This is a genomic window from Klebsiella sp. WOUb02 (assembly GCF_050058015.1).
Classification (GTDB): domain Bacteria; phylum Pseudomonadota; class Gammaproteobacteria; order Enterobacterales; family Enterobacteriaceae; genus Klebsiella.
The window spans coordinates 72975-85271 of sequence record NZ_CP170105.1; the positions used below are offsets into that span (position 1 = coordinate 72975).

A 12297-nucleotide genomic window follows, 5' to 3' on the forward strand; every position below is an offset into this window, starting at 1 on the left:
GCGTGAATTATTTAATATTTAAATCCATCCAAACTAACGACATCCCCTGTCGTTGCGTATAGAATATCCCCCCGAAGTTTGGTTGTCTCTCGTAAGAGTGACACTGCACACGAAACCGCGTTGGTTGTTTATTCTCTCAATAATTTGGGTTGCAGAAAGGCGACAAGCAAGCGCGCATGCAACGTGAAGTTGGCGAGAGTGCTCAGGTCGGTTTCGTGTGCTGCATTTTTGACGCATTCATCTATTGGTAACGCATGAACCCCATCGTAATTAATCGGCTTCAACGGAAGCTGGGCTACACTTTTAATCATCAGGAGCTGTTGCAACAGGCATTAACTCACCGCAGTGCCAGCAGCAAACACAATGAGCGCCTGGAATTCTTAGGCGACTCTATTTTGAGTTTTGTGATCGCGAATGCGCTCTACCATCGCTTCCCTCGGGTTGACGAAGGCGATATGAGCCGCATGCGCGCGACGCTGGTACGAGGCAACACGCTGGCGGAAATCGCCCGCGAGTTCGAACTGGGTGAATGTCTGCGTCTGGGGCCGGGTGAATTGAAAAGCGGTGGCTTCCGTCGTGAGTCGATTCTGGCTGATACCGTCGAAGCGTTAATTGGCGGAGTCTTCCTCGACAGCGATATCCAGAATATCGAACGTCTGATCCTCTCCTGGTACCAAACTCGTCTGGACGAAATTAGCCCGGGCGATAAGCAAAAAGATCCGAAGACCCGTCTGCAGGAGTATCTGCAGGGTCGCCACCTGCCGCTGCCATCCTATTTGGTGGTGCAGGTGCGCGGGGAAGCACACGATCAGGAATTTACTATCCACTGCCAGGTTAGCGGCCTGAGTGAACCGGTGGTCGGCACGGGTTCCAGCCGTCGCAAGGCGGAGCAGGCTGCCGCCGAACAGGCGCTGAAAAAGCTGGAGCTGGAATGAGCGAAGAAAAAAATTACTGCGGGTTTGTTGCCATCGTTGGCCGCCCGAACGTGGGTAAATCCACGCTGTTGAACAAGCTGCTTGGGCAGAAGATTTCGATTACTTCGCGTAAAGCGCAGACCACCCGTCACCGCATCGTCGGTATCCATACCGAAGGGCCGTATCAGGCAATCTACGTTGATACCCCTGGCCTGCATATGGAAGAGAAGCGGGCGATTAACCGCCTGATGAACAAAGCGGCAAGCAGTTCGATTGGCGACGTTGAGCTGGTGATCTTCGTGGTTGAAGGTACCCGCTGGACCGCCGATGACGAAATGGTGCTGGGCAAGCTACGCGACGCCAGGGCGCCGATTATTCTTGCGGTGAACAAAGTCGATAACGTGCAGGAGAAGGCCGATCTGCTGCCGCACCTGCAGTTCCTGGCAAGCCAGATGAACTTCCTCGATATCGTGCCGATTTCCGCAGAAACCGGGACCAACGTCGATACTATCGCCGGGATCGTGCGTAAACATCTGCCGGAAGCGATTCATCACTTCCCGGAAGATTACATCACCGATCGCTCCCAGCGCTTTATGGCTTCTGAAATCATCCGTGAGAAGCTGATGCGCTTCCTCGGCGCCGAGCTGCCGTACTCCGTTACGGTTGAGATCGAGCGTTTCCAGGCCAACGAACGCGGCGGTTATGATATTAACGGCCTAATCCTCGTTGAGCGCGAAGGGCAGAAGAAGATGGTGATTGGCAACAAAGGTGCCAAAATCAAAACCATCGGTATTGAAGCGCGTAAAGACATGCAGGATATGTTCGAAGCGCCGGTTCACCTCGAACTGTGGGTGAAGGTCAAATCCGGCTGGGCCGACGACGAGCGCGCGCTGCGCAGCCTCGGCTACGTTGACGATCTCTGAGTTAAATACTCTATGGCTTACGAGGCGCAGGCAGGCGGCACGATCGCGAGTCTCCGGGAGCTTAGCGCAGTCAGCGTCCGGGGTGAGTGGGCGCGGTCAACGCCCCCGCAGCCTGCAAGACGACGCGTATGATGGAAGGCTGGCAGCGCGCTTTCGTCCTGCATAGCCGCCCGTGGAGCGAAACCAGCCTGATGCTGGACGTCTTCACGGAAGAGTCGGGCCGTGTGCGCCTTGTTGCCAAAGGCGCGCGTTCCAAACGCTCCAGCCTCAAAGGCGCTCTCCAGCCTTTTACCCCCTTACTGCTCCGCTTTGGCGGCCGTGGCGAAGTCAAAACGCTGCGCAGCGCCGAAGCCGTCTCGCTGGCGCTCCCGCTCAGCGGGATCGCGCTCTATAGCGGCCTCTACGTCAATGAGCTGCTCGCCCGCGTGCTCGAACACGAAACCCGCTTCTCTGAGCTGTTCTTCGATTATCTGCACTGCCTGCAGGCGCTGGCCGGGGCGAGCGGTTCGCCGGAACCCGCTTTACGGCGCTTCGAGCTGGCCCTGCTCGGGCATCTCGGCTACGGCGTCGATTTCCTGCACTGCGCCGGTAGCGGCGAAGCGGTCTCCGATACCATGACCTATCGCTATCGCGAAGAAAAAGGCTTTATCGCCAGCCTGGTTATTGATAACAGCAGCTTTACCGGGCACCATTTGAAGGCGCTGGCTAGCCGTGAATTTCCGGATAGCGATGCCTTACGTGCCGCCAAACGCTTTACCCGTATCGCCCTGAAGCCGTATCTTGGCGGCAAACCGCTGAAGAGTCGGGAGCTGTTTCGCCAGTTTATCCCCGCCAGCGCGGCGCGAGCGGATAAAACAAATAATGAACAATGAGGATTGTCATGGCTGAATTACTGTTAGGGGTCAACATTGACCATATCGCAACGCTACGTAACGCTCGCGGCACCGCATACCCGGACCCGGTACAGGCCGCTTTTATCGCCGAGCAGGCCGGCGCCGACGGCATTACCGTGCATCTGCGTGAAGATCGCCGCCATATCACCGACCGCGACGTGCGCATCCTGCGTCAGACGCTGGATACCCGCATGAATCTCGAAATGGCGGTGACCGAAGAGATGCTGGCTATCGCCTGCGAAACCAAACCCCATTTCTGCTGCCTGGTGCCGGAAAAGCGCCAGGAAGTGACCACCGAAGGCGGCCTGGACGTGGCCGGCCAGCGCGAAAAAATGCGCGACGCCTGCCGGCGTCTTGCCGATGCCGGCATTCTGGTTTCGCTGTTCATTGATGCCGATTTTGCGCAAATTGAGGCGGCGGCGGAAGTCGGCGCGCCCTATATCGAAATTCATACCGGCTGCTACGCGGATGCCGAAAGCGACGCGCAGCAGGCCAAAGAGCTCGAGCGCATTGCCAAAGCGGCCACCTATGCCGCCAGCCTTGGCCTGAAGGTTAATGCCGGCCACGGCCTGACCTACCACAACGTCAAGGCCATCGCCCGGCTGCCGGAAATGCATGAGCTGAATATCGGCCACGCGATTATCGGTCGCGCGGTGATGAGCGGCCTGAAGGAAGCGGTTGCTGAAATGAAGCGCCTGATGCAGGAAGCCCGTCCGTAATGGCTATTCTCGGGCTGGGCACGGATATCGTTGAAATTGCCCGCATTGAAGCGGTGATCGCCCGCAGCGGCGATCGCCTTGCCCGACGCGTATTAAGCGATAGCGAGTGGGCCATCTGGGAGCAGCACCAGCAGCCGGTGCGTTTTCTGGCCAAGCGCTTTGCGGTCAAAGAGGCGGCGGCAAAAGCGCTGGGTACCGGGATTCGTAACGGTTTGGCTTTTAACCAGTTTGAAGTCTACAACGATGAGCTGGGTAAACCGAAGCTGCGCTTATGGGGTGAGGCGAAGAATCTGGCGCAGCGCCTGGGGGTCAGCGCGATTCACGTCACGCTGGCCGATGAGCGCCACTACGCCTGCGCAACGGTCATTATCGAAAGCTAGATTTTATCCGCGTGGTGCATCAGCACAAACTTATCCCACAGTTGCTCTTCGCTCTCGGGACGCGCCGGATCTTTGAGGATCGTATTGGGGATCGGGCACACTTTTTGACAGGTGGGCGTTTCATAATGGCCCACGCACTCCGTGCAGCGATCGCTGTTAATTTCATAAATGCTATCACCCATCGAAATGGCCTCGTTGGGGCATTCCGGTTCGCACATATCGCAGTTGATGCATTTTTTGGTAATTAACAGCGCCATCGGGTAATTCTCAGAAACAACACAAACAGGGCGGCATTATACGCCCATTTTCTGCTCACACCAGTTTTTTCACCAGCGCCTCGCTGTGGCGAATGCGGTCCGGCGCATGCTCAAGATCCTGCTGGACCAGCGCCATAAACAGCAGATCCGTCAGCATCATCTGCGCGCTGGTTGAGGAGATCGCCGCGCTGCGCGTCGCCTGCTCTTCGGCAATGGTATACAGGCACTGGGAGGCCTGCTGCTGCAGCGCGTTGGGGCTGAAACCGGTGATCGCCAGGATCCGGCAGCCAACGCGCAGGGCTTCTGCCGCCGCCATGTTGATTTCGCGCCGCTCGCCGGAGTAGGAGATGGCGAACAGCAGATCGTCCGGCGACATCGCCTGGACGGTGGCCAGCAGGGCGTGCATATCCTGCTCGGCGACGGCGTTAATGCCAATCTTCATCAGCTTCCAGTCTGAAGTTGCGCGCCACCAGGCCCGAGGCGCCGATGCCGGTAATAATGACCCGACGGGCGGTGCGCAGCAGCGCAACGGCCTCCAGCAGCTTCTCTTCGCTGTTAACGTCCAGCGAGGCGTGCATCGCCGCCACGTTATCCTTAATCAGCTTTTCGCCCACCAGACGCAGCGGATCGTCGCCGAGGATCTGGTTATGCACCGGGACCGACTGCGGGTCGGGCGCGCTGGCCAGCGCTTCGCTCAGCGCCAGCTTCAGGGCCGGGAAACCTTTGAAACCCATCTTCTGGGCGAATTTCACCACGCTGGACTGGCTGACGCCCGCTTCGCCCGCCAGCTGCTGGGAGCTGAGGTGCCGGGTCTGGTCCGGCTCGGCGAGGATAAAATCAGCCAGCTTTTTATCGCTTACCGCCAGCGACGGATAGCGCTGGCGAATGCGGATTAAACAGTTCATAGGTTTTCCTGAGGACGGCCTTCACCCTCTGCTGAAAGAATTTTGTATTCGATTATAAGAGGATTATGGCGAATTAAAAATTCTGGCGCTGAGATTTCTTGAGGAACGACCTTAACCCAAACTCAACGCCCGCAGATGTTTTTAATATTAAGGAGGTAAGGCTGGTAAGCTATCAGGCAGCCGGAATGACGAAAAGAAGAGGTTGGATTTGAATAGCGCTATGCGTCGGGTGGTCTTTTTTGATCTTGATGGAACCCTGCATCAGCAGGATATGTTTGGCAGCTTCATACGCTACGTGTTGCGTCATCAGCCTCTGAATCTGCTGCCGGTGATGCTGTTGCTGCCGCTTATCCTCGGCGGGCTGCTGGTCAACGGCAGGGCGGCGCGCTGGCCGATGAGCCTGCTGCTATGGGCATCCACCTGCGGGCGCAGTGAGGCGAAACTCAAGCGCCTGGAGGCGAACTTTGTCCGCTGGTTTCGCCAGCACGTGACGGCGTTCCCGGTGGTGCATGCCCGGCTAACGGGCTACCTGACCAGCACCGATGCCGACGTCTGGCTGATCACCGGTTCGCCGCAGTCGCTGGTGGAGCAGGTCTATTTTGATACGCCCTGGCTACCGAGGGTGAACGTGATTGCCAGCAGGATGGCGCGGCGCTACGGCGGCTGGGTCCTGACTCTGCGCTGCCTGGGGCACGAAAAAGTGGTTCAGCTGGAGCAAAAAATTGGCGCGCCGCTGCGGTTGTATAGCGGCTATAGCGACAGCGAGCAGGATAATCCGCTGCTCTGCTTTTGCCAGCATCGCTGGCGGGTGACGCCGCAGGGCGACCTGCATCAGCTAGAGTGATAGTGTCTAATGCACGGCCGGCATGTATAATGCGCCCCGCTTTTGCACAGGAGTCCCGCTTTGTCTGACCATGAACGCAATGATGAATACTGGATGCGTCACGCTTTGACGCTGGCTAAACGCGCCTGGGAAGAGGGCGAAGTGCCGGTGGGCGCCGTGCTGGTACACAATAACCAGGTCATCGGCGAGGGCTGGAATCGGCCAATCGGCCGTCACGATCCGACCGCGCACGCCGAGATCATGGCCATCCGCCAGGGCGGGCTGGTGCTGCAAAACTACCGCCTGATTGACGCTACGCTGTACGTGACGCTCGAGCCCTGCGTGATGTGCGCCGGGGCGATGGTGCATAGCCGCATCTCGCGGCTGGTATTTGGCGCCAGGGATGCCAAAACCGGCGCCGCCGGATCGCTGATCGACGTGTTGCACCATCCGGGGATGAACCATCGGGTTGCGATCGCCGAAGGCGTTCTTGCTGAGTCGTGTTCGGCTATGCTGAGCGATTTTTTCCGCTGGCGGCGGGAAGAGAAAAAGGCGCTGAAAAAGGCGCGCCAGGAGGGCGAGGGCTAGTAGTGGCTCAGCCCGGGCATTTTGAATTTGGCGTTATCGACCAGCGCTTCGGCGCGGAACTGAAAGAACGGTAGCGTCTGCTCCTCCTTTTTATCTACCTCATCCGGCATCACCGCCGGATAGTCGCCGGCCATCGCCAGCGCCTGCTCGTCCTTACTCTCTTTTTCGGACAGATAGCCCACCAGGCTAATATGGTATTTGCGGATGTTCTCGACGTAAGCGTACGCTTCATGACCCCGCGCGTAGCCGTATTTCAGCCTGCTGTAGTAGGATTTTTGACTGAGCAGCGGCAGGCGCTGCTTGACGTCTGCCCAGCTGTTGGGGTTACCTTTCTGTTTTTTCGTCAGGGTGATGGCGTCGAGAATATGCGCGTAGCCCATATTGTAAGCCGCCAGCGCAAACCAGATCCGCTCATCTTTGGGGACCGAATCCGGAATCTTATTCATCATATCCTGCAGATAACGCATGCCGCCGTTGATGCTCTGTTCGGCATCGGTGCGGTCGGTTAATCCCAGGCTCTGGGCGGTGTTTCTGGTGAGCATCATCATCCCGCGAACGCCGGTCGGCGAGGTCGCCTGCGGGTCCCAGTGCGACTCCTGCCAGGAAATCGCCGCCAGCAGGCGCCAGTCGATCTGGCGGGCGTACTTTTCAAACATCGGCTGCAGGTCCGGCAGGATATTTTCCACCGCCCGCAGGAAGGTGCGCGTATCGACATAATCGAAATCGTTGCCGTGCCCGAGATACTTCTCTTCCAGCCGCGCCAGCGTGCCGTCTTCATTAATATTGTTGAAGAAATCGAGCATCGCCGCCGATAGCGAATTGTCGTCGCTCTTGACGCTAAACCAGGTCACCGGCTGCTCATCGGTGATGTCCAGCGCCACCGCCAGCTCAGGGTGAACGCGCTGAAACAGGCTGACCGCCACGGAGTCGGCGATGGTGTAGCTCAGATCGCCATCGATGACCGCCTGCATCAGCGCCGTGGTGCCGCGTTTCTCATCGACGCGCCAGCTGAGGTCGGGGTATTTACTCTCCTTCAGCGCCTGCAGGTCGTTAATCGCGACGTGGCCCGGCGCGATAGCCAGCTGGTCCGCATTGAGGTTGGCGAGGGTGCGCGGGCGGGCGTTGCCGACCCGGTAGACCAGCTGCTGCGATACCGAGTAGTAGCTCGGTCCCGGCTGATAGTTCTTCACCCGCTCGGAGTTATAGACCAGCCCGGCGCCGAGCATATCGGCCTTACCGTCATCCAGATCGTCGAAGAGCTGGCTGATATTCTGCCGCACGGTGACCTTCAGCTTGACGCCGAGGTAGTCGGCGAACTGCTGCGCCAGTTCGTAATCAAGGCCGTAGCTTTTGTCATTGATGGCCGCAAAGGTCATCGGCGAATTGATGGTGCTGAGCCGCAGTTCTCCGCGCGATATGATCCCCGCAACCCGATTCTCCGGTTTGCCCGACCACGGGATCGACGGCCACAGGGCGGCCGCCAGCAGTAAGGTCACAATGCCGATGAGCAGATAATTAATCTTTAGTTTTTTCAGATGGTTAATCTTCTGCAGCTCTGTGTTCCTCAGCAGACTATGACCGGAAAAAGTAAAAGGTTGTCGGTGAATGTGCGGCATTTTGCTTAAGAATGCGCCAGTTGGCAACTTATTCGCGATAAAGGTCACATTTATTGGTAAACCCAGGGAATGATTTTATTTCCACGCAAACGGTTTCGTCAGGGCGCAGGATTCACTATAATAGCGCCCGTTTCCCCCCTGGCTCATATTGAAAGCTTCGAAGACGAGAGACTTATGATGGAAATTTTGCGTGGTTCACCTGCACTGTCGGCATTTCGTATCAATAAACTGCTGGCACGTTTCCAGGCGGCCAACATCCCGGTAAGCACAATATATGCAGAGTATGTTCATTTTGCCGACCTGAACGCCCCGCTCGACGGTGAGGATCGCGAGAGGCTGGCACGACTGCTCAAGTATGGCCCAAGCTTAAGTAGCCATACGCCAACCGGTAAATTACTGCTCGTCACTCCCCGCCCTGGCACCATCTCCCCCTGGTCTTCTAAAGCTACCGATATCGCCCATAACTGCGGCCTGGCACAGGTTGTGCGCCTTGAGCGCGGCGTGGCGTACTACGTTGAAGCCGGCACGCTGAGCGCAGAGCAGTGGGCCGTCGTTGCGGATGAGCTGCACGACCGGATGATGGAAAGCGTATTTAACGCGCTGGAAGAGGGCGAGAAGCTGTTCGCTCAGCATCAGCCTGCGCCGGTCACCAGCGTTGACCTGCTGGGCCAGGGCCGCCAGGCGCTGATTGACGCCAACCTCCGTCTGGGGCTGGCGCTGGCGGAAGATGAAATCGACTATCTGCAGGATGCTTTCAAAACGCTGGGTCGTAACCCGAACGATATCGAACTGTATATGTTCGCGCAGGCTAACTCCGAGCACTGCCGCCACAAGATTTTTAACGCCGATTGGGTCATCGACGGCGAACAGCAGCCGAAGTCGCTATTTAAGATGATCAAAAATACCTTTGAGAAGACCCCGGACTACGTCCTGTCCGCCTATAAAGATAACGCCGCGGTGATGGAAGGCTCAAACGTCGGTCGCTTCTTTGCCAGCCATCAGGACGGGATTTATGACTACCATCAGGAAGCGGCGCATATCCTGATGAAGGTAGAAACGCATAACCACCCGACGGCGATTTCCCCGTGGCCGGGCGCGGCGACCGGCTCCGGCGGCGAAATCCGCGATGAGGGCGCAACCGGACGCGGGGCGAAACCCAAAGCGGGCCTGGTCGGGTTCTCGGTTTCTAACCTGCGCATCCCGGGCTTCGAACAGCCGTGGGAAGAAGATTTTGGCAAACCGGACCGCATCGTAACCGCGCTGGACATCATGACCGACGGCCCGCTGGGCGGCGCGGCGTTTAACAACGAATTTGGTCGTCCGGCGCTGAACGGCTACTTCCGCACCTATGAAGAAAAGGTTACCAGCCACAACGGCGAAGAGCTGCGCGGCTACCACAAACCGATCATGCTGGCTGGCGGCATCGGCAACATTCGCGCTGAGCACGTGCAGAAAGGCGAAATTAGCGTGGGGGCGAAGCTTATCGTTCTCGGCGGCCCGGCGATGAACATTGGCCTCGGCGGCGGCGCGGCATCGTCTATGGCATCCGGTCAGTCCGATGCGGATCTCGATTTTGCCTCCGTCCAGCGCGACAACCCGGAAATGGAGCGCCGCTGTCAGGAGGTCATTGATCGCTGCTGGCAGCTGGGCGACGCCAACCCGATTCTCTTTATTCACGACGTCGGCGCGGGCGGTCTTTCGAACGCGATGCCGGAGCTGGTGAGCGACGGCGGCCGCGGCGGTAAATTCCAGCTGCGCGATATTCTTAGCGATGAGCCGGGCATGAGCCCGCTGGAAATCTGGTGTAACGAATCGCAGGAGCGCTACGTGCTGGCGGTGGCGCCGGACCAGCTGCCGCTGTTCGACGAGCTGTGCCGCCGCGAGCGAGCGCCTTACGCCGTGATCGGCGACGCCACCGAAGAGCTGCATCTGAATATGAGCGACAGTCATTTCAACGACCAGCCGATCGATTTGCCGCTGGACGTGCTGCTGGGCAAAACGCCGAAAATGACCCGCGACGTGCAGACCCTGAAGGCGAAAGGTGAAGCGCTGAATCGCCAGGGCATGACCGTTGCCGATGCGGTAAATCGCGTTCTGCACCTGCCGGCGGTGGCGGAAAAAACTTTCCTCGTCACCATCGGCGACCGCTCCGTTACCGGTATGGTGGCGCGCGATCAGATGGTTGGCCCGTGGCAGATCCCGGTGGCTAACTGTGCGGTCACCACCGCCAGCCTCGATAGCTACTACGGCGAAGCGATGGCGCTTGGCGAGCGTACGCCGGTGGCGTTACTGGACTTTGCCGCCTCCGCCCGCCTGGCGGTGGGCGAAGCGCTGACCAACATGGCGGCCACGCAGATTGGCGCGCTGAACCGCGTGAAGCTTTCGGCAAACTGGATGGCGGCGGCCGGACACCCGGGCGAAGATGCCGGCCTGTACGAAGCGGTGAAAGCGGTTGGTGAAGAGCTGTGTCCGGCTCTGGGCCTGACTATCCCGGTCGGCAAAGATTCGATGTCGATGAAAACCCGCTGGCAGGAAGGCGGCGAGCAGCGCGAGATGACTTCTCCGCTGTCGCTGGTGATCACCGCTTTTGCCCGCGTGGAAGATGTGCGTCGTACCGTGACGCCGCAGCTCTCCAGCGAAGACAACGCCCTGCTGCTGATTGATTTAGGCAACGGCCGCAACGCGCTGGGCGCGACCGCGCTGGCGCAGGTCTATCGCCAGCTGGGCGATACTCCGGCAGACGTGCGCGACGTCGCGCAGGCTGAAAGGCTTCTGGGACGCAATGCAGGCGCTGGTGGCCGAACGTAAGCTGCTGGCTTACCACGACCGTTCTGACGGCGGCCTGCTGGTGACGCTGGCCGAGATGGCCTTTACCGGCCACTGCGGCGTGGATGTGGACATTGCCGCGCTGGGCGACGATAGCCTGGCGGCGCTGTTCAACGAAGAGCTGGGGGCGGTTATTCAGGTTCGCGCCGCGGATCGCGAGGCGGTTGAAGCGCTGCTGGCGTCCCACGGCCTGGCGGAGTGCACCCACTACCTCGGTCAGGCAACGGCGGGCGACCGCTTCGTCATCACCGCCGACGGCAGCCCGGTATTCAGCGAAAGCCGCTCTACGCTGCGTACGTGGTGGGCAGAAACCACCTGGCAGATGCAGCGTCTGCGCGATAACCCCGAGTGCGCCGATAGCGAACACGCCGCGAAAAGCAACGACAGCGATCCGGGCCTCAACGTTAAGCTCTCTTTCGATATCAGCGAAGATATCGCCGCGCCGTACATTGCGACCGGCGCGCGTCCGAAGGTGGCGGTACTGCGCGAACAGGGCGTCAACTCGCACGTGGAGATGGCCGCGGCCTTCCATCGCGCGGGCTTTGATGCCGTTGACGTGCATATGAGCGACCTGCTTGCCGGCCGTACCGGTCTTGCCGATTTCCAGGCGCTGGTGGCCTGCGGCGGTTTCTCCTATGGCGACGTGCTGGGGGCGGGCGAAGGCTGGGCGAAATCGATTCTGTTCAACGACCGCGTGCGCGATGAGTTTGCGACCTTCTTCCATCGTCCGCAGACCCTGGCGCTGGGCGTGTGTAACGGCTGTCAGATGATGTCCAACCTGCGGGAGCTGATCCCGGGAAGCGACCTGTGGCCGCGCTTCGTGCGTAACTACTCTGACCGCTTTGAGGCGCGCTTCAGCCTGGTTGAAGTGACGCAAAGCCCGTCGCTGCTGCTGCAGGGCATGGTCGGCTCGATGATGCCTATCGCAGTTTCTCACGGTGAAGGGCAGGTGGAGGTGCGCGACGGCGCGCATCTGGCGCAGCTCGAGAGCAAAGGGCTGGTCGCGCTACGCTTCGTGGATAACTTCGGTAAAGTCACCGAAAGCTACCCGGCGAACCCGAACGGCTCGCCGAACGGAATTACCGCCGTCACCAGCGAAAGCGGTCGCGCCACCATCATGATGCCGCACCCTGAGCGTGTCTTCCGCAGCGTGGCAAACTCCTGGCACCCGGAAAACTGGGGAGAGGACAGCCCGTGGATGCGTATTTTCCGCAACGCGCGTAAGCAGCTGGGCTAAACCGGTCCCGGGCGCTTTGCTCTAAAAGGCCTCCCGCGAAAACGGGGGGCCTTTTTGTTTGTGATGGATATCGCGGCGGGGTGTCGGGATTTACCGACAAACGCGGGGAAGGAGTGTCTCCAAAAGGAGACATTTAATTGGTTGATTTTAAAAGATGTTGCCAGGCCAGTTGTGAAGCGTTGCTAAATGGCGACAGTATGGTTAAAAAACAGACAT

At 59.0% G+C, this 12297-nt stretch carries 9 protein-coding genes and 2 pseudogenes; 8 read left to right on the top strand and 3 right to left on the bottom strand.

Annotation, left to right across the window (positions count from 1 at the left end; translation table 11 throughout):
* Positions 1–254 precede the first annotated feature (254 nt).
* The 5 genes from rnc (at position 255) to acpS (ending at position 3829) form a co-directional block, all read left to right on the top strand.
* Positions 255–935, top strand: a complete 681-nt coding sequence (gene rnc, locus ABOC21_RS00970) for a ribonuclease III (RefSeq protein ID WP_041146753.1) — start codon at positions 255–257, stop codon at positions 933–935.
* Positions 932–1837, top strand: a complete 906-nt coding sequence (gene era, locus ABOC21_RS00975; protein WP_426811970.1) for a GTPase Era — start codon at positions 932–934, stop codon at positions 1835–1837. The genes rnc and era overlap by 4 nt, the downstream gene beginning before the upstream one ends.
* Positions 1838–1968: 131 nt before the next feature.
* Entirely contained in the window at positions 1969–2709 is a 741-nt protein-coding gene (gene recO / locus ABOC21_RS00980) for a DNA repair protein RecO (protein ID WP_426812012.1), read from the top strand.
* Between the two features lie 8 nt (positions 2710–2717).
* The gene (gene pdxJ, locus ABOC21_RS00985) at positions 2718–3449 is read left to right on the top strand and encodes a pyridoxine 5'-phosphate synthase (RefSeq protein WP_426811971.1); all 732 of its coding nucleotides are present in this window, start codon (positions 2718–2720) and stop codon (positions 3447–3449) included.
* Positions 3449–3829: a holo-ACP synthase gene (gene acpS, locus ABOC21_RS00990; protein WP_426811972.1), complete on the top strand. Its 381-nt coding sequence runs from the start codon at positions 3449–3451 to the stop codon at positions 3827–3829. Before pdxJ ends, acpS begins: the two co-directional genes overlap by 1 nt.
* On the opposite strand, the gene ABOC21_RS00995 is transcribed toward acpS, so the two are convergent.
* Both ABOC21_RS00995 and ABOC21_RS01000 read right to left on the bottom strand, forming a co-directional pair.
* Positions 3826–4086, bottom strand: a complete 261-nt coding sequence (locus tag ABOC21_RS00995; RefSeq protein ID WP_426811973.1) for a YfhL family 4Fe-4S dicluster ferredoxin — start codon at positions 4084–4086, stop codon at positions 3826–3828. The two genes, acpS and ABOC21_RS00995, sit on opposite strands and share 4 nt — an antisense overlap.
* A gap of 55 nt (positions 4087–4141) precedes the next feature.
* Positions 4142–4991: pseudogene (locus ABOC21_RS01000) on the bottom strand (MurR/RpiR family transcriptional regulator).
* Positions 4992–5211: 220 nt separating this feature from the next.
* Between ABOC21_RS01000 and yfhb the strand changes: the two are divergent.
* Both yfhb and tadA read left to right on the top strand, forming a co-directional pair.
* Positions 5212–5835, top strand: coding sequence for a phosphatidylglycerophosphatase C (yfhb, locus tag ABOC21_RS01005; RefSeq protein ID WP_189339871.1), 624 nt, complete (start codon positions 5212–5214; stop codon positions 5833–5835).
* Positions 5836–5895: 60 nt separating this feature from the next.
* Positions 5896–6402, top strand: a complete 507-nt coding sequence (gene tadA / locus ABOC21_RS01010; protein WP_426811974.1) for a tRNA adenosine(34) deaminase TadA — start codon at positions 5896–5898, stop codon at positions 6400–6402.
* Here the strand turns inward: tadA and mltF are convergent.
* Positions 6399–8018 carry a membrane-bound lytic murein transglycosylase MltF gene (gene mltF / locus ABOC21_RS01015; protein ID WP_426811975.1) on the bottom strand — a complete coding sequence of 540 codons (1620 nt, stop codon included), beginning with the start codon at positions 8016–8018 and terminating at the stop codon, positions 6399–6401. The genes tadA and mltF overlap by 4 nt on opposite strands.
* 174 nt (positions 8019–8192) lie before the next feature.
* Between mltF and purL the strand changes: the two are divergent.
* Positions 8193–12081, top strand: a pseudogene (purL, locus tag ABOC21_RS01020) (phosphoribosylformylglycinamidine synthase).
* Positions 12082–12297: the final 216 nt, after the last annotated feature.